This window comes from Rheinheimera pleomorphica, assembly GCF_011634895.1.
Classification (GTDB): domain Bacteria; phylum Pseudomonadota; class Gammaproteobacteria; order Enterobacterales; family Alteromonadaceae; genus Alishewanella; species Alishewanella pleomorphica.
The window spans coordinates 479,800-496,230 of sequence record NZ_SIRR01000003.1 but is presented as its reverse complement, the minus strand read 5'-3'; the positions used below and the strand labels follow the sequence as shown (position 1 = coordinate 496,230).

Below are 16,431 nucleotides of genomic sequence, written 5' to 3'. Positions count from 1 at the left end.
CGCTTAAGCGTCTGCCCGTGTGCCTTGAGCTTCAGCCTGACGCTGCTGCACATATTGGGCAAACAAGGCGTCAAAATTTACCGGCGCTAAGTTCAGCTGCGGGAAAGTGCCACGGTTAACCAGGTTAGACACCGCTTCACGTGCATAAGGGAATAACACATTCGGACAGTAAGAGGCCAGCATATGCGCCATTTGTGCGTCTTCGAGCTGACCAATAGAGAAAATGCCTGCTTGTTGTACTTCACATAAAAACGCCGTTTCACCTTCAACCGTTGTCGTAACGGTTAAAGACAGCACTACCTGATAGACATTCTCTTCCAGTTTTTCGCTACGAGTGTCTAAATCCAGTTTTACTTCAGGCTTCCATTCTTTACGGAAAATTGCCGGCGCATTGGGCGCTTCAAATGAAATGTCTTTAACAAAAATACGTTGAATGGCAAATTGTAAACCCTGCTGCTCAGTTGCAACGCCGTTTGCTTGTTGTTCGGCCATGATAATTCCTACTGTTTTTATAAATGTAATAAGGGATCGAGTTGTCCGCTGGCGTCAAGTGCCAGCATATCATCGCAACCGCCGATATGACGCTGGCCGATAAAAATTTGTGGCACTGTGGTGCGTCCGCCGGCACGCTCAATCATTTCTGGTCGTAATTCTGGTTGTTCGTCAATCCGCACTTCCTGATAGCTTACGCCTTTACTATTGAGTACCGATAAGGCGCGAACACAATAAGGACAATAAGCTTTGGTGTAAATAGTCACTTGCGACATCATTACCTCTTTGACTTAACCAATGGCAAGCTCGCGCTCGTCCAGCTACCCATGCCGCCTTGCAACACAGCCACGTTACTAAACCCTTGCTTTAACAGGCTCGCTGCCGCTTTTTGTGCGGTCATACCGGCCTGGCATACCAAAATAATGGGTTCTGCTTTGTGTTTTTCAAGCCCTGCCAGCTGCTGTTTTTCAATATCGGCTAACAGCAAGTGCCTGGCGCCGGTAATATGGCCCTTGGCAAAATCTGCCTCGGCACGAATATCTACCACCAAAGCATTTTGCCGGTTTACCTGCAATGTCAGCTCAGTCGGGCTTACCTGCTTTAACGCAGAAAAACGTGACTTGAGCACACTGGCAATTAACATAACAAATAGTACCAGCCACACCGCACTTAAAATCGGGTGGTTTGCAAAAAACTCGATATACTGCTGCATATTTACTCTGCTTTTAACCTTAAAAATACCAGCGCTGAGTATACTCAGTTTAATCGCTAAAAGCAGCCCTGCACTGGCACAAGGCTGCACACAGGGCTGGAGAATTATGCAGATTTCGGTAAGATAACCACTCTTTTTTGTCTTCTCGCTTAAGCACGGAGTTCGCATGACCAGTCGCAAAAAACCTTTAGTGTTATTAATTCTGGATGGCTGGGGCTATCGTGAAGAAGTGAACAACAATGCTATCGCCCAGGCGAATACGCCGGTGATGGACAGGTTATGGCAAGATTACCCCCATACGCTGATCTCTGGCTCAGGACTGGATGTCGGTTTACCCGACGGGCAAATGGGTAACTCAGAAGTCGGCCATGTCAATTTAGGTTCAGGCCGGGTGGTATACCAGGACTTTACCCGCATTACTAAAGCAATCAGCGACGGTGACTTTTTCAGCAACCCGGTGTTACTAAGTGCAGTAAATAAGGCAAAACAACAACAAAAAGCAGTGCATATTATGGGGTTGTTGTCGCCAGGTGGCGTACACAGCCATGAAGATCATTTGCTAGCGATGATTGAGCTGGCAGAACGTCAGGGCGCTGGCCCCATCTATCTGCATGCGTTTTTGGATGGCCGTGACACGCCGCCACGCAGTGCTGAAGCGTCACTAGCAAAAGTGCAGCAACACTTTGCCCGTACCGGCAGCGGCCAGATTGCATCAGTCATTGGCCGCTATTACGCCATGGACCGTGATAAACGTTGGGACAGGGTGCAAAAAGCGTATGACTTACTGACTCAGGGCAAAGCAGACTTTCACGCTGCAGATGCTACAGAGGCGTTAAAACAGGCCTACCAGCGCGATGAAAATGACGAGTTTGTTAAAGCAACCGCTATTGTTAAAGCTGATGGTACTGCGGTGCAGATGCACGATGGCGACGCGCTGATTTTTATGAACTTCCGTGCTGACCGGGCACGTCAGTTTAGCCGCGCGTTCACCGATGATGACTTTACCGGCTTTAGCCGCCAGCATCGTCCGGCACTGAGTAGCTTTGTCATGCTGACTGAATATGCGGCAGACATCAAAGCGCCTTGTGCTTACCCGCCTGAAAGCCTGAACAATGTGCTGGGCGAATGGCTGGCCAAGCACGGCAAAACTCAGCTTCGCATCTCGGAGACAGAAAAATACGCCCATGTGACCTTTTTCTTCAGTGGTGGTCGTGAACAGCTGTTTGACGGTGAACAACGTATTCTTATCGACTCGCCTAAAGTAGCAACCTACGATCAGCAACCCGAAATGAGCTCAGCCGAGCTTACCGATAAACTGGTCAGCGCCATCCACAGTGGCGAATTTGATGTCATTATCTGTAACTATCCCAATGGCGACATGGTGGGCCACACCGGCGTGATGGCCGCAGCCATTAAAGCCGTCGAAGCCGTTGATCACTGTATTGGCCGCGTAGTGTCTGCATTGCAGGACGTTGGCGGCGAATGCCTGATCACAGCCGACCATGGCAATGCCGAGATGATGCTGGACACAGACTCCGGTCAGGCGCATACCGCACACACCAGTGGTCCGGTACCGCTGATCTATGTCGGTCGTCCGGCCAAGGTTACTGAAGGCGGTATTCTCAGTGACATTGCCCCAACCATGCTCGCCTTGATGGGGCTGCCGGTACCAGAGGAAATGACCGGCAAAATTCTGATGCAGCCAACCTAAATGGCATTGCTACGTTCATTCTGCTGGTTAATGGCCAGCAGCATCCTGTTGCTGTGTTGGGCCGCTTCGCTATCGGCTCAGGAAACACAGCAGCAAGAGCTGGCTGAACTGAAACAACAAATCCAGCTGACCGAGCGTCAGGTGAAACAACAGCAAAAGCAGCTGGAACAGGCAGAGGCCGCCTTGCAGCAATCTGATCGCGCGTTGGCAGAGGCTGCGTCGGCTACCCGGGACACCTCGCAACAACTGCAACAGCTGCAACAGCGTGAACAGCAGTTAACCGAACAACAGCAAGCGTTGGAGCAAAAAATACAAACCCAACAACGCTTGCTGGCATCACAGCTAAAAAGCGCCTATAGCCTTGGTCAGCATGACTACAGCAAAATGCTGCTGAACCAGCAGGACGCCGGCAAACTGGAACGGGTGCTGAGTTACTACCAATACTTTAACCGCGCCCGTTTAGCACAGCTTAACGCATTAAATATGACAATTAGTCAGCTGCAACAGGTGTTAACTGAACTGGCAGACAAGCAGCAGCAATTGCAGCAAACATTACGCACGCTACAACAGCAACAGCAGCAGTTGGCTCAGGCCAAAGCACAGCAACAACACGCGGTGAGCAAATTGCAGGATACCCTGCAGCAACAGGGCAAGCAGCTGGATTACTTGCGCCAAAACGAAAACAGCCTGCAGGCCAAGCTGGACCAATTGCGTAAACTGGCTGAGCAAGCACGTGAGTTAGCAGGATTAAACGGACAAAAAGGCCGCTTGAGCTGGCCCCTGCAAGGGCGTTTATTGCAGCGCTTCGGTGAAAACCGTCAGGGCGGGATGCCGGCACGCGGTATTCTCATACACGGCAGCGAAGGGGATGCTGTAAAAGCCATTGCCGATGGCCAGGTGATCTACGCCGACTGGCTCAAAGGCTATGGCTGGGTTATTGTGCTGGATCATGGGGCTGGTTTTATGAGTTTATATGGCCATAACCAAAACTTGCTAAAACAACCCGGTGCACGTATCAATGCCGGAGAAACCATTGCCCTGGCAGGCATGAGCGGCGGCCAGGCCTCTGCAGGCTTGTATTTTGAGATCCGTGATAAAGGCGAAGCCGTTAACCCGCTTAGCTGGTTGCAGCAAAACAAACGCTAAAAGCTGATGTAAAGCCGCTTTGTTACGCTTATACTTTGGCCTGAAAATAAGGCATCAAGCCTTTAGCACTACACTATAAACAGAGAATAATAATAACGTGCGACAACTCATTATATTATGCCTAAGCCTGTTCAGCCTGACACTGCACGCCAGTACTGAAACACCGCGCATTGCCATCATCATTGATGACATTGGCTATCAGAAAGCCGACTTAAAACTGATTGATTTACCCTTTGCGCTAACCTTTGCCGTACTACCGCATACGCCTTACGGCCAGCGTGCTGCCCGCTATGCTTTTCAGCAACAAAAAGATGTGATGTTGCATATGCCAATGCAGGCCAGCAATGGCAAAGCTCCGGGCCCGGGCGCGCTGACAGCTGACATGTCAAAGCAACAGGTGCAGCGCACGCTACAGGCTGCCCTGGCCGATATTCCCTATGCCATTGGTATTAATAACCATATGGGCAGCTTTTATACCGAGCAAAGTGATGCCATGGCCTGGACCATGGAGTACCTGAGCAAACGGCATTTATTTTTTGTCGACAGCCTGACGACATCGCGCAGTCAGGCCAGTAAATATGCGAAACAATACAGTGTAACCAACCTGAGCAGGCAGGTATTTCTGGATAACGAGCAAAACGAAGCGGCAATAGCCCGTCAGTTTGACACCCTGTTACGTATTGCCCGCAAACGCCAGACGGCAATAGCGATAGCGCACCCTTATCCAGAGACCTACAAGTTTTTGCGCAAACAGTTACCTAAACTGCAGCAGCAAGGCGTAACCCTGGTGGGCATTGCACAATTACTACCGCAGCACCATGATGTGGTTGCAGCAGGATTCACGGCGCCAGCGGTATCGGCTCCGCAATAAGCGGCCAGCCCTGGCGATTATGCCTGCGTTTGTTGCTGTAAAAACACTAACAGCTCAGCCGGTGGCATTGGCTTGGCGTACATAAACCCCTGTACTTCATCACACCCCATGGCTTTTACCGCCAGCTCCTGCGCTTTGGTTTCAACCCCTTCGGCAATAGTCGATAAGTGCAGCCGTTTACCCAGATTAATGATGGTTTCGGCGATAACCGCACCGGCAACGTGGTCAATGTCACGAATAAAAGCCCGGTCAACTTTAATCCGGTCCAGTGGTAATTGCTGCAAATAACTCAATGATGAAAAGCCAATACCAAAGTCGTCTATCGCGACCTTTATGCCAAAGTTTTTCAGTTTTTGTAACGCCTCTATCACTATTTTCGGCTCGTCCATCACCACCGATTCGGTGATTTCCAGCTCCAGTAACTGCGGCGCTATCTGATGGCGGCTAACACAGTCGATCACAGATTGCACAAAACCATGGTTACGAAACTGCGGCATAGACACATTAACGGCGATACGCAACGAGGCAAAACCTTGCTGCTGCAGCTGTTTAATTTGCATGCATGCCTGCTCCAGCACCCAGCTGCCAATTTCAACAATCAAGCCGGAATACTCAGCCAGGGGAATAAACACTGCCGGAGACACAAACTGGCCATTGCCCTGCGGCCAACGCAGCAACGCTTCCATCCCCACCACTTGTTGGCTGTTTAGCGACACCTGCGGTTGATACCATAACTGCAAACGGTCATGGGCAAAATCCTGCCGTAGCATACGCAGTAACGCCAGGCGCTCTGCCATCTCCTCTTCCATGTCCGCGGTGTAATACTGAAAATTCTGCCCCAACTGCTTTTTCGCTTTGTTCAGCGCGATGTAAACATGCTTCAGTATTGTCAGGCCTTGCTCTGCGGTGTCGGTTAAGCGACAAAAACCAAAGGTTGCGTTAACCTGCAGCGCGTGTTCAGAGGCATGAAATGGCGCGTCAAACACCGCCTGCAGACGCTCAGGCGTCAGATCGTCCTGCGGGCCTACCAGGCCGAACACGTCGGCACCAATACGGCCCAGTTGCGCCGTAGCACCAAAATGTTCAATTAGCCGCAAAGTGACCGCGATCAATAATTCATTACCGACATCCTGGCCCAGGCCATCATTAACATCGGAAAAATGGTCGATATCAATCAGTACAGCAACATTGTCTGCCGCCTCATACCGCTTGGTATCCTGCAGGATCTGAATAAATTCGTTGCGGTTTGGTGTTTTCGTCAACGGGTCAATATAAGCCGCATGTTTTAGCTGCTGAAACAACGTCACGTTTTCATAGCCAATAGAAATATTGCTTAAAAATACCTGGATCAGCTGACGGTCCAGCTCTTCTATTGGCCGGTTAGTTTCTATATATACTGCTGCGCAATGGTTGTCATTGCCAAGGTAGAGCACCGTATCAATATCTGAGAATATATGCTGGCGGGTCGACAGGCATTTTGTGATCTGACTAACAATACGCGGGTTATCGAGCCGGTCGAGCTGGCACTTGATAAAAGGCGCATAGTGGCCGGCAGCGCCCAACACGTAAATAGTTTCACTGGTGCTACCATCGTCCTCAATTTGGGCACATAGCACGCCCTCGGCGTGCAAGCCTATCAGTGAAGAAATCTGGGTGACAACGCCTTCTGAGAACTCATGCAGCGAATGTTGCTCCAGTAAATTAGCCCCGGCATTAATAATTTTTTCCAGACCACGCCGGCTTTGGTTTATCGTACGGATTTGCTGATAAGAACGCAGCGAGGCAATAATAGAGGTGACCAGCTTGCTGCGGGTTAATTCTGTTTTAGTTTTGTAATCATTAATATCATATTCTTTAATCACGCTTTCTTCAGGCGCATAACCTGGCTGGCCGGTACGCAGCACAATACGCACTTCATCCATACACAGCTCTTCACGGATCTGGTGCACCACTTTTAGCCCGGCATCATCTGACTCCATCACAACATCAAGCAATACCAGTGCGATATAAGCGTGCTGACGCAAAAACTCAACGGCGTCTTTACCTGAATAAGCATGATGAAACACCAGCTTGCGGCCCAGAACCGTTAAATCGCTCAGCGCCAGCTTGGTAACAGTATGTATCTCTTCGTCATCATCAACAATCAACAGGTGCCATTCACCCAGCGTTTGTTGCTGTGCGTTAGCCGTAGGTTCTTCTTCTGCTAAAAACAGAAAATCCTCATCTGTTTCTTTTGACACCATTGTTCAGCCTTATCTAATGATTCCGTTTAAATATACATGCTTAATATGTATTAGAGTAAGTTATAACAGATTTTATTTTGCGCAAAGTAGTTAGCTGCACTTGCCGCAAAATATATCCGATGCCAAGATACCCACCGGTACTACTGCTGGGATCACTTAGCTTTATGGTAAAAATAACCACGCTGACCGGCCAGCAACGTTTGCGCCAGCTTGCTAAAGCGCAGTTTGGCACGGTGTTAGGGTCTGCCGACACCATTACCCCGGCAGAGCCTAAGGCGCAGCAAGGCCATTTTGGCGATAAACATCAGCAACTCGCTGCACGATCTGGTGCCCAAGGCAACCAATCTAACCTGTCGCTAGCCCAACGGGCTGAACGCCGTTTGCAAATGCAACGCGAGCGGCAACAACATAATCTGGAGCGGGTAATAGCACAGGCCCTGGAATACTGCCCCGAACATGTCTCTGCCCAGGATGTAGACCCGGATTGGTTTGCACAGTTTTGTGAACTGACACTGGATATCTCTAACGGCAGCATGCAGCAATTGTGGGCCAAGATTCTGGCTGGCGAAATTGCCAGCCCGGGAAAATTCGCCTTAAAAACGCTGCATACGCTAAAACGCATGAGTTATAAAGAAGCACTTGCACTGCAGCAAGCGGCGAATTTAAGCTGTCGCACACGGCAAGATCCCACTGCCCGCATTTATTTTGGTTATATCCGCCGGCCATCATTATGGCGTTTGCTAACCGGCCGTAGCCGGGCGGTGCTGAATTTAAATCAGTTTGGCTTAACCTATCCACAAATTCTCAGCCTGGTGGATATAGGTCTGTTACACAGCTCTGAGATAGAAAGCGGAGAGTTGCCCTTTGGCCAGTCATTGTGCTGGCAGTATCAACAGCTGACATTAAATGGCACTGTCATCAGTAAAAATGTGGTGTTGCAGTACTATAAATATACCGCCAGTGGCGCTGAGTTACTGCCCCTGCTAACGACTCAGGTAAACCAGCCCTACCTGGATGCGCTAAAGCAGTTATTACGTGATACTGTCCGTTTTAACGGCTGACGAACACCAACGTAAGATATGCTGCAGTTTAGCCGCTTCCAGTGGTTTGATAATGACATCGTTCATACCTGCTTGTAAAAACAGCTGTACCTCGTCGTCCAACGCATGCGCTGTGAACGCCAGGATAGGGGTATGCTGATACTCGGGGGTTTGTCGCAGCCGGCGGGCTACCTCAGTGCCATCAATATCCGGTAACTGAATGTCCAGCAAAATTACGTCAAACCGCTGTTGGCGGCATAATGTCAGCGCTTCGGTACCACAGCTGGCGGTAAACAGCTGCAGTGGGTGTTGTTTTAATAATACCCGTACAAATGCAAGGTTGGTGGGGTTGTCATCGACCACCAGCAGTTTTGCTAAGTGAGTGCCAGCCTTAGTCGCATCCAGCACCTGAGCCAACACAAAAGGCGAGCTGGTTACAGGCAGCTTTAGCGCCGCCTGCCACATCGCAAGCTGAGCTGGCACGGCATAACACAATACCTTGCCGCGGCTGCTAAGGTCTTGCAACACCTGATGCCATACCGATAACTGCGCAGGCTCAGGTAGAAAAATTATCGCCACATCATACAGATACTGCTCACTTTTCATCGTCAGCTCAGATAAATCGTTGCATTTAGCAACATGCGCGGCCAGTGCGGCCAAACTATTGCTGCGCTCTTGCAAATTACTGCTCTGACTATCGAATAACAATACATGTTGTAAAGCGGACTGAGGCAACTCTGACAAACCATGCACAGGGATCGCTAAACTAATATTGCCGCCCAGGCCATCGAGAGATTGCAGTGAAAACGTGGCATTAAGCTGTTGTTTTACCGCCATGACAATAGCAATATCACTCTCATGCCATTGCAGTGTGCTGGTGTCCTGCCCCTGCAATAACTGACGCACCCGTTTAGCAATGCCATCACCGTTATTGGTAATATTTAACCGTAATACCGTAGCGGTACTGTCCAGTTGTACCTTTAAACTGATCTCCGTTACGTTAGTACTGCGACAGCCCAACTGCAACATCGCGCACAGTAATGTTTGTAGCAGCTGCGGACAGAATGTCAGTTCAAAGCCCGGATTATCAGCACCTTCAAACAGCTGCAGCGTCACATTGTGGTCAGCCAGTAGCTGGTCAAACTGTGGCAACTGGCCAGCCAGTAACGCCGTCAGCTGCACACGGCTATCGTCTGACATGGCTGGCCCGGTATCCAGCTGTAATAACAATAACTGTGCTGCCAGATATTGAGCAAACAGCTGTTCTGGCAGTTCATGCTGCTGCCGCTGTAATTGATGTATATGCTGTAATCTTAACGCAATCTGCTGTTGCATCTGCTGACAGCGGCCTTGCAGCTGCTGACACTGCTGTTGCAGTACATCGTGTTGCTGCTGCAACTGTACGTTGTGCTGCTGCTGCTGCTGCAACGCCGACTGCAATTGTTGCAGCTTATCAGCCTGAGCCTGGGCCAGCTCGTTAAAGCCTTGCTGCACCGGGGTTAACTCCGGCACCAGTTGCTCATCAACCCTGACATTCAACTGCCCGTGACGCAGTTGATTTAACTTATGTGTCAGCAAGCTCAGATCAGTATGCAAACGCTGTATCAGCTGCGACCACCGATGTTGCCACAACAGCAATACCAGCCCACCAATAAGGCCGACGATCATCACTGGCACCAGCCATACGCCGTAGCCAACGGCATTATCAATGGCCAACACTAAATAATAAGGCCCACTGCCCGGTCGCAGGCTGATACCGGATACCGGGTCAGCTTCAGCCGGCGTGATCGGTTGCACAGCCAAAAATTGGTTTTGATATGACAACAGGGTGTAACCATTTAGCATGGTTTCTGCTGTGAATTGCTGTAATATCGCCGGTGTATCTGTCGCCAGCATTAAGCGATGGTTTTGGTCAAATATCGCAATCGCCGTTACGGCTAAACCACTACTATGGCCAATATGACTTAGCTGCGCCTTCAACCAGTCATAATCATCGTTGCGTAGTAAAGGGCGGATACTCAGCTGCAACGTCGCAGCGAAGCGGGCAATGTCTATCCGCTGCTGTGCCTTGGCTTCGTACTGATACCATAACCCGGTGAACACGCTCATCACCAGCAGCGCTATTAACCAGGGCAAAGTTAACTGCCTGAAATAATTTACCAAAATCAGACCTGATTAGAAGAACATTAGGCTAACTATAAAACGAATACGGCAGGCTAACAAGGCGCACGCCCGTCAGACCCTGCCGGATTGAGCAACGGGCAGAATGCCCGTTGCTGCTGAAGGTGACGCTATCAGAAGTGTAACTCGACGCCGGCAAACACGCCTTTAAAGTCCAGATTCGCATACAGATCGTCAATATCGTCTAACCGTAAATTAACCGCCCGGTAGCCCAGCTTAACGCGTAAATCTACTGCCAGATTATCCAGCAACGCATAAGCGACGCCACCTTGCATATCGTATACCCGGCTGCCGTCATAAGAAACAAAACTGCCCTGAGCAAACAGTTCCAGCCCGGTTAACGGCAAACCAACAACGGCCGAGCCATAAAGCATAGGGATAAAAGTTGAAGCATCCTGCACGGCAACCATACCGTTGGCAGCCGTTTCGGCTACCGCGACGCTGCCGTTAATGTACTTGGCATTAACGCCTAAATCGAGGCTGACCAAATCATTATCGAGAATTTCGTAATACAACACATAATCGGTATTGGTCAGATCAATCTGGTTCTGTACTTCGCTATCGACGCTAAACGACTCGCCGGCAAAGCTGAAGTCTGCACTTAACGCCGTAATACCGGCAGATTGCAGCTCATTGTGTTGCAAACGGATATTCGGCAGCAGCGGGATGGGATGCTCCAGCGCAACGTAATAAGACTGCTGCGTTTTATCGGCAAAATTAAATTCCTGTAGCTGTGACGTATTGGCAAAGCTGCCATCCGTTGCAGTACGCCAGCCATCAGCGCCGATATAAAGACCAAGCAAGGTATCTGCCTGTGCGGCGCCGCTTGCCAGCGTGCCGGTCAGCGCTAACATCAATGCTGTTTTTTTCATGCGTGTTTTACCCTTGTGTTAATAATTCAGACAGATCAATTAAAGCGGCATTTGCGCGGGAAATATAATTCGCCATCACCAGCGAGTGGTTTGCCATTAAGCCAAAGCCGCTGCCATTAAGCACCATCGGGCTCCATATCGGCTGCTGCGTGGCTTCCAGCTCGCGGATAATCTGTTGCAGGCTCACCATAGCGTTTTTGCGCTGCAATACATCAGCAAAGTCGGTTTCTACCGCGGTTAAAAAGTGCAGCAGCGCCCAGCTGGCTCCGCGGGCTTCATAAAATTCATCATCCAGTTTCCACCAGCTGGTTTTAATCAGCCGCTGTCCCGGCGTTGCCGTCGATTGACGCGCGTTGGCCTCGCCAGCCAAATCCGTATTTAGCCGCTCCTGCCCCACACTGGCGCTTAAACGCTGTGAATAGCTGCCCAGGCGTTTCTCGACCGCTTTGAGCCAGTCCCGTAAATTGTCAGCGCGGGCGTAAAACTGGCTGTCTGGCCGTTGCGGGTCCAGCAACTCTTCGCGGTACAAATACAACTGCGCAATAGCCTGGCGGTATTCTGCTTCAGCGCTGGGAATGGCCCAGCTACGATGGTCAATATTAAACTTTGGCTGAGCCACTTTCAGGTAAGGGTTTTCCGTTGACTGCGACTGTGAACGGCTTAAATCTTTGCGCAGCGCCAACGCCAGATCCCGGGTCATTTCCAGGGCGCCCAGTTCCCAGGCGGGCATATTGTCCAGCAGAACAAAAGGCGGCATCACATCATTGGCCACATAGCCGGCATTTTTGTCCAACAAGGTTTGTGCAACACGGATCAAAGCGGTCGTCGTGCTATAACCAACAACGTGCTGCTGTAAAGTGGGCTGAGCGTCGTCCGTCATCAGTACAGGCTCTCTGCTGGCCCACCAGCCTAGCAGATATAACACCAGCACAATCAGCGCGAATGAGGCGCTTATCAGTTTTGCATTTACCATAACTGTCCTTTAACGCTTTGGCATTGCCACAACCGGCAGCAATATTTCCAACTGTTGGCCGTTAGCAAATTGCAATAATACCGGCACGCTTTGGCCAATACTTAGGCCTGCGGCCGGTTCAAATAGCATCAGATGCAGGCCACCGGGTTCCAGCGTGACACTGCTGTGTGCGGCAATATCAATGCGCCCGACCTGCTCCATCCGCATCATGCCATCTTTGTGGCTGTGCTGATGCAACTCTACCCGGGCAAAAAGCGGGCTACTGGCGCTAACCAGCTGTACCGCATCGGCTGAAGCGTTATGCAAGCTAAAGTATCCGGCCGTCACAGTACGCCCGGGCATTGGCTGGCGCACCTGGCCATGGTCTACGCTTAATGCCGGCGTTGACGCAGCAACGGTATGCAGTGCGAATAACATCAGGGCAGAAATCAGCAATCGCATTTTGTTTCTCCTTGTAAGTCACAGCGTTATATTACACCAGTTTCCGCAGGTGCACAGCCTGTAACTTCAGGCAAAATGTCAACACGCCCTAGCGATCCGGTAATATTGCCGCGGCGACCAGATAGGCCACTATGGTAGCCAGTGGAAACAGCAGTAATAAAATAATCGCCAATAAGCGGATCAGCCAACGCGGCTGCTGATAGTAGCCAGCAAGCCCGGCGCACACGCCGGCAACTTTGCGATAAGCCCGTGCACAATACCAGCGGTCAGTATCATAAGTGGCCATTTTCATACTCTCCTGTTTTATATTTGTCGTCATTTGGTGCTAACTTTGCCAGCAACATCAACAGACAAAACACGGCAAAGGTAAATAACTCCATATTCAGCCAACTCATTACTGTTCTCCTTAAGCGCGCATGCGTTGCCAGGCACCCAGTAACGGCATCAGGCCATGCCACAGCAGCATAACCGGAATGATGCTGAGCACCGGGCTTAGGTACATAAGTAATAACCAACCGGATGAAACAAACATAGTTTATTCCGCCGTGTCAGCGGTGGACTCAGGCCGGTGATCTACCAGCACGGCGGCGACATCCTGCTCGGCCATTTGCCGCGCCTGCAGCGCAATAACGGTTTTATGCAGCGCCTGCCGTGCCTGTTGCTGAGTGCTTTGGCGCATTACCACCAAAGCGTGTTGCAGCTCAGTGTGCAGCTGTTGTGTAATCTCATCTGCTACGGCCGTAGTGTTCATCAGACCGGTGGTCAGCGTAGCGCTTAGGGTTAGTGCTGTTAAGGTGTTCATTGTTATCTCCTTGTAGCCAGTTTGTCGGTACTGCAATGTTCGGTATGCACTGGGTATTTCAAGTGTCATGCCAATTGCCAGACAACAGCTAAACCAATGATTTTTAGAGTAAAAACAAAAAAGCACCTACAGATAGCCTGAGGTGCCTTTTGCTAAAAACCAAAAAATAGTGGAAATAACTAACTAGATGGTCAAATGCGTTACCAGTTTTAACTTTGCCAACGCCTGCAATAATAACTCTGGTTTTGCATCGGCTAAATGGCCTTGTTCGCTCAGCAATCGCCGCCATTGCCGCGCACCTGGCAGCCCCTGAAACAGACCTAACATATGCCGGGCAATGTGCCAGAAACGGGCACCTTGCTGCATTTGCTGCTCAATATAGGGCAGCATCGCCAGTACTACCTGCTCGGGTGTGCGTCCATTACCGGCCGCACCATAAATCAGGCTATCAACCTCACTTAGCAGCATAGGATTGGTATAGGCTTCGCGCCCGACCATCACACCGTCAAGGTATTGCAGCTGTTCGTGGGCTTGCTGCAAGGTTTTAATGCCGCCATTAATACTGATATTAAGCGTCGGAAACTCCCGCTTTAACTGGTGTACACGCGGGTAATTCAGCGGCGGAACTTCGCGGTTTTCTTTCGGACTTAGGCCTTTTAACCAGGCTTTACGGGCATGAATAATCAATTGGCGGCAACCAGCATCGGCTACCGTGGCAACAAAATCCTGCAAAAACTGATAATCGTCTGAGTCATCAATGCCAATGCGGGTTTTCACTGTGACCGGTATACTGACCACATCCTGCATCGCTTTAATGCAGTCAGCTACCCGCTGCGGCTGTGCCATCAGACAAGCACCAAACATACCGTTTTGCACCCGATCCGACGGGCAACCTACGTTAATGTTGAGCGCATCATAACCACGTTGCTCAGCAAGTTTGGCACAGTGCGCCATGTCTGCCGGCTCCGAGCCACCCAGTTGCAGCACTACCGGATGCTCTTCTTCGTTAAACGCCAGATAATCACCGCTGCCATGAATAATAGCACCGGTTGTCACCATTTCTGTGTACAGCACGGCATGCTGGCTTAGCAGCCGGTGAAAGTAGCGACAGTGCTTATCTGTCCAGTCGAGCATTGGGGCAATGGAAAACTTATGATCGATAAGCACAGCCGCCTTCATTGGTTATTTCATATCCGGCAAGTTGCGGCCATAAAAAATTTCCCGCATTTCGCGGAATACTTTCTTACTAATGGCTTTTTGCTCTTCCGGCGTCATCGAATCAGTGCCCATACCAAACAGGTAGTTGTTCAGGTCAGCTTCTTTTAACATCATCTTGGTATGAAACAGGTTTTCCTGATAGACGTTAACATCAATCATTTGAAACGCGCGCTTAGTCTCTTCATCCATAAAGTTTTGGATCGATGAAATCGGATGGTCAATATAATGCTTAGTACCGCTGATATCGCGGGTAAAACCACGCACCCGGTAATCAATGGTCACAATATCGGATTCAAAGCTGTGGATCAGAAAATTCAGTGCTTTCAGTGGCGATATAATGCCGCAGGTTGACACCTCTATATCGGCACGGAAAGTACAGATACCATCATGCGGATGCACTTCAGGGTAAGTGTGCACACAAATATGGCTTTTATCCAAATGCGCTACAACGGCATCCGGACGCGGTCCGGGGTTTTCTGAGTTGTCCGGGTCAACCAGTACCGGCTCTTCGCTGACCAGTATCGTGACACTGGCCCCTTGCGGATCATAATCCTGCCGAGCCACATTCAGAATGTTGGCGCCAATAATATCGGTCACCTCAGTCAGAATGTCCGTTAAGCGGTCAGCATTATATTGCTCATCGATATACTCAATATACTCTTGCCGGTGTTGTTCCGTTTTGGCATAGCAAATGTCATAAAGGCTGAAACTCAGGCTTTTTGTCAGGTTATTAAACCCGTGTAGCTTCAATTTTTCAAAAGGCTTAACCACTTAACATTGTCTCCGCAAAAAACCGCTCAGCGGTTATAAACTAAATAAATGGCGTTACTCTGCCGCTGGCGCAAAGGACGCGGTTTTGACGCTGAATGAATGGCTCACTGTGACGGCTGCCGCTAACATCAGCGATACTGAACAATATTTGTCAGCCGACAACTGGACGGCGCGCTCCACCTGCTTTTCACTAAGATCAATACCGGTCACGTCAAAGTGCAGGTGCAGCTTGGTAAAGACTTTAGGTATCGTTTCAGCGCGCTCAGCGCTTAGCTGCACTTCGCAGTCCACTACCTGCTGACGGGCTTTTTTCAAAATACTCACCACATCAACCGACGAGCAGGCTCCTGCCGCCATCAGTACCATCTCCATCGGACTGGCAGCAACACTGCCCTCTTTATTGCCATCAAACACTACAGCATGACCACTGCCGGAATGGCCAATAAAGGTGTTGTTCTCGAGCCATTTAACTTTTGCTTGCATTGCCCATCCCAGCCGGAAAAATAAGGCCGATATTCTACGTAAAAGTGGCTCAGGTATCTAGCAAATTCGCAGTGCTAAGCGGGTTAATCCAGCAGATCTGCAATGGCGTTATCAAACAGGTTTTTGATTAACAGGGAGATTTCAGTAATAAGCTCGGCTTGCTGTGCTGTGGCTTTTTTTTCCAGCACGCTCGACAGTACTTCCTGAAAGTCGTACATAATGCCATCGACTTCACGAATAATCATGCTGCGATGGTTCATTTCCAGCTCGGTATGCTGGGTACATAGGGTAATAATTTGTTCTGCTATTGTCTCTTCCAGCAAAACGCCGATGGTTTTATCAGTCGTACCACTGCCAGTTTGCTCAAACAGCGACAAATGCTCTGTCAGAAACTGGATCAAATGCTCGTATCCGGGTTTATCTGTGACCATAAGTTGCTTTACACCTGGCTGCTGGCAGTAATACCAATAAGTTT

General features: G+C 49.9%; 20 protein-coding genes. 4 read left to right on the top strand and 16 right to left on the bottom strand.

The window, feature by feature from the left end:
• Positions 1-3 precede the first annotated feature (3 nt).
• The 3 genes from secB to EYB30_RS03410 are packed head-to-tail and all read right to left on the bottom strand — an operon-like array spanning position 4 to position 1,204.
• Positions 4-492, bottom strand: a complete 489-nt coding sequence (secB, locus tag EYB30_RS03420) for a protein-export chaperone SecB (RefSeq protein WP_166837103.1) — start codon at positions 490-492, stop codon at positions 4-6.
• Positions 493-509: 17 nt separating this feature from the next.
• On the bottom strand, positions 510-770 hold the full coding sequence (gene grxC / locus EYB30_RS03415) for a glutaredoxin 3 (protein ID WP_458411341.1): 261 nt from the start codon (positions 768-770) through the stop codon (positions 510-512).
• Entirely contained in the window at positions 770-1,204 is a 435-nt protein-coding gene (locus EYB30_RS03410) for a rhodanese-like domain-containing protein (protein ID WP_166837101.1), read from the bottom strand. Before EYB30_RS03410 ends, grxC begins: the two co-directional genes overlap by 1 nt.
• Positions 1,205-1,370: 166 nt before the next feature.
• Between EYB30_RS03410 and gpmM the strand changes: the two genes are divergently transcribed.
• The 3 genes from gpmM (at position 1,371) to EYB30_RS03395 (ending at position 4,932) form a co-directional block, all read left to right on the top strand.
• Positions 1,371-2,915 carry a 2,3-bisphosphoglycerate-independent phosphoglycerate mutase gene (gene gpmM, locus EYB30_RS03405; RefSeq protein WP_166837099.1) on the top strand — a complete coding sequence of 515 codons (1,545 nt, stop codon included), beginning with the start codon at positions 1,371-1,373 and terminating at the stop codon, positions 2,913-2,915.
• A complete protein-coding gene (locus tag EYB30_RS03400) occupies positions 2,916-4,061 on the top strand; it encodes a murein hydrolase activator EnvC family protein (RefSeq protein WP_241697952.1) in 1,146 nt (381 codons plus the stop codon).
• A 97-nt stretch (positions 4,062-4,158) separates the two neighbouring features.
• Positions 4,159-4,932 carry a divergent polysaccharide deacetylase family protein gene (locus EYB30_RS03395; protein ID WP_166837097.1) on the top strand — a complete coding sequence of 258 codons (774 nt, stop codon included), beginning with the start codon at positions 4,159-4,161 and terminating at the stop codon, positions 4,930-4,932.
• Between the two features lie 17 nt (positions 4,933-4,949).
• On the opposite strand, the gene EYB30_RS03390 is transcribed toward EYB30_RS03395, so the two are convergent.
• Positions 4,950-7,175 (bottom strand): two-component system response regulator, encoded by a 2,226-nt coding sequence (locus tag EYB30_RS03390; RefSeq protein WP_166837095.1) that lies wholly within the window; start codon positions 7,173-7,175, stop codon positions 4,950-4,952.
• Positions 7,176-7,294: 119 nt separating this feature from the next.
• Here EYB30_RS03390 and EYB30_RS03385 point away from each other — a divergent pair, with 119 nt between their 5' ends.
• A complete protein-coding gene (locus tag EYB30_RS03385; protein WP_241697951.1) occupies positions 7,295-8,236 on the top strand; it encodes a TIGR03899 family protein in 942 nt (313 codons plus the stop codon).
• Here the strand turns inward: EYB30_RS03385 and EYB30_RS03380 are convergent.
• The 12 genes from EYB30_RS03380 to EYB30_RS03335 form a co-directional block, all read right to left on the bottom strand.
• Positions 8,207-10,351, bottom strand: coding sequence for a response regulator (locus EYB30_RS03380; protein ID WP_166837093.1), 2,145 nt, complete (start codon positions 10,349-10,351; stop codon positions 8,207-8,209). The two genes, EYB30_RS03385 and EYB30_RS03380, sit on opposite strands and share 30 nt — an antisense overlap.
• 158 nt (positions 10,352-10,509) lie before the next feature.
• Positions 10,510-11,268 (bottom strand): TIGR04219 family outer membrane beta-barrel protein, encoded by a 759-nt coding sequence (locus tag EYB30_RS03375; protein ID WP_166837091.1) that lies wholly within the window; start codon positions 11,266-11,268, stop codon positions 10,510-10,512.
• A gap of 7 nt (positions 11,269-11,275) precedes the next feature.
• Positions 11,276-12,241 carry a DUF2333 family protein gene (locus tag EYB30_RS03370; protein ID WP_166837089.1) on the bottom strand — a complete coding sequence of 322 codons (966 nt, stop codon included), beginning with the start codon at positions 12,239-12,241 and terminating at the stop codon, positions 11,276-11,278.
• Positions 12,242-12,250: 9 nt separating this feature from the next.
• On the bottom strand, positions 12,251-12,682 hold the full coding sequence (locus tag EYB30_RS03365; RefSeq protein WP_166837087.1) for a copper chaperone PCu(A)C: 432 nt from the start codon (positions 12,680-12,682) through the stop codon (positions 12,251-12,253).
• Between the two features lie 88 nt (positions 12,683-12,770).
• Positions 12,771-12,968: a PspC domain-containing protein gene (locus tag EYB30_RS03360; RefSeq protein ID WP_166837085.1), complete on the bottom strand. Its 198-nt coding sequence runs from the start codon at positions 12,966-12,968 to the stop codon at positions 12,771-12,773.
• Complete coding sequence (locus tag EYB30_RS18725; RefSeq protein WP_277816722.1) at positions 12,955-13,077, bottom strand: hypothetical protein; 123 nt, start codon at positions 13,075-13,077, stop codon at positions 12,955-12,957. Before EYB30_RS18725 ends, EYB30_RS03360 begins: the two co-directional genes overlap by 14 nt.
• An 11-nt stretch (positions 13,078-13,088) precedes the next feature.
• A complete protein-coding gene (locus EYB30_RS18720; protein WP_277816721.1) occupies positions 13,089-13,214 on the bottom strand; it encodes a hypothetical protein in 126 nt (41 codons plus the stop codon).
• Positions 13,215-13,217: 3 nt separating this feature from the next.
• Positions 13,218-13,484, bottom strand: a complete 267-nt coding sequence (locus EYB30_RS03355) for a hypothetical protein (RefSeq protein WP_166837083.1) — start codon at positions 13,482-13,484, stop codon at positions 13,218-13,220.
• A gap of 183 nt (positions 13,485-13,667) precedes the next feature.
• Complete coding sequence (dusA, locus tag EYB30_RS03350; protein WP_166837081.1) at positions 13,668-14,663, bottom strand: tRNA dihydrouridine(20/20a) synthase DusA; 996 nt, start codon at positions 14,661-14,663, stop codon at positions 13,668-13,670.
• 3 nt (positions 14,664-14,666) lie between these two features.
• The gene (gene speD, locus EYB30_RS03345; RefSeq protein ID WP_166837078.1) at positions 14,667-15,473 is read right to left on the bottom strand and encodes an adenosylmethionine decarboxylase; all 807 of its coding nucleotides are present in this window, start codon (positions 15,471-15,473) and stop codon (positions 14,667-14,669) included.
• A 54-nt stretch (positions 15,474-15,527) separates the two neighbouring features.
• Entirely contained in the window at positions 15,528-15,956 is a 429-nt protein-coding gene (locus EYB30_RS03340) for an OsmC family protein (RefSeq protein WP_166837076.1), read from the bottom strand.
• A gap of 83 nt (positions 15,957-16,039) precedes the next feature.
• Positions 16,040-16,387, bottom strand: a complete 348-nt coding sequence (locus tag EYB30_RS03335; RefSeq protein WP_166837073.1) for a DUF3802 family protein — start codon at positions 16,385-16,387, stop codon at positions 16,040-16,042.
• Between the last annotated feature and the right edge of the window lie 44 nt (positions 16,388-16,431).

Bases quoted from the DNA above. Each gene is read 5' to 3' on its own strand.
- EYB30_RS03410 (WP_166837101.1), bottom strand. From the start codon at position 1,204: ATGCAGCAGTATATCGAGTTTTTTGCAAACCACCCGATTTTAAGTGCG.
- EYB30_RS03335 (WP_166837073.1), bottom strand. From the start codon at position 16,387: ATGGTCACAGATAAACCCGGATACGAGCATTTGATCCAGTTTCTGACA.
- EYB30_RS03375 (WP_166837091.1), bottom strand. From the start codon at position 11,268: ATGAAAAAAACAGCATTGATGTTAGCGCTGACCGGCACGCTGGCAAGC.
- EYB30_RS18720 (WP_277816721.1), bottom strand. From the start codon at position 13,214: ATGTTTGTTTCATCCGGTTGGTTATTACTTATGTACCTAAGCCCGGTG.
- gpmM (WP_166837099.1), top strand. From the start codon at position 1,371: ATGACCAGTCGCAAAAAACCTTTAGTGTTATTAATTCTGGATGGCTGG.
- EYB30_RS03365 (WP_166837087.1), bottom strand. From the start codon at position 12,682: ATGCGATTGCTGATTTCTGCCCTGATGTTATTCGCACTGCATACCGTT.
- EYB30_RS03370 (WP_166837089.1), bottom strand. From the start codon at position 12,241: ATGGTAAATGCAAAACTGATAAGCGCCTCATTCGCGCTGATTGTGCTG.
- EYB30_RS03390 (WP_166837095.1), bottom strand. From the start codon at position 7,175: ATGGTGTCAAAAGAAACAGATGAGGATTTTCTGTTTTTAGCAGAAGAA.
- EYB30_RS03385 (WP_241697951.1), top strand. From the start codon at position 7,295: ATGCCAAGATACCCACCGGTACTACTGCTGGGATCACTTAGCTTTATG.
- EYB30_RS18725 (WP_277816722.1), bottom strand. From the start codon at position 13,077: ATGAGTTGGCTGAATATGGAGTTATTTACCTTTGCCGTGTTTTGTCTG.
- secB (WP_166837103.1), bottom strand. From the start codon at position 492: ATGGCCGAACAACAAGCAAACGGCGTTGCAACTGAGCAGCAGGGTTTA.
- grxC (WP_458411341.1), bottom strand. From the start codon at position 770: ATGATGTCGCAAGTGACTATTTACACCAAAGCTTATTGTCCTTATTGT.
- dusA (WP_166837081.1), bottom strand. From the start codon at position 14,663: ATGAAGGCGGCTGTGCTTATCGATCATAAGTTTTCCATTGCCCCAATG.
- EYB30_RS03355 (WP_166837083.1), bottom strand. From the start codon at position 13,484: ATGAACACCTTAACAGCACTAACCCTAAGCGCTACGCTGACCACCGGT.
- EYB30_RS03400 (WP_241697952.1), top strand. From the start codon at position 2,916: ATGGCATTGCTACGTTCATTCTGCTGGTTAATGGCCAGCAGCATCCTG.
- EYB30_RS03360 (WP_166837085.1), bottom strand. From the start codon at position 12,968: ATGGCCACTTATGATACTGACCGCTGGTATTGTGCACGGGCTTATCGC.
- EYB30_RS03340 (WP_166837076.1), bottom strand. From the start codon at position 15,956: ATGCAAGCAAAAGTTAAATGGCTCGAGAACAACACCTTTATTGGCCAT.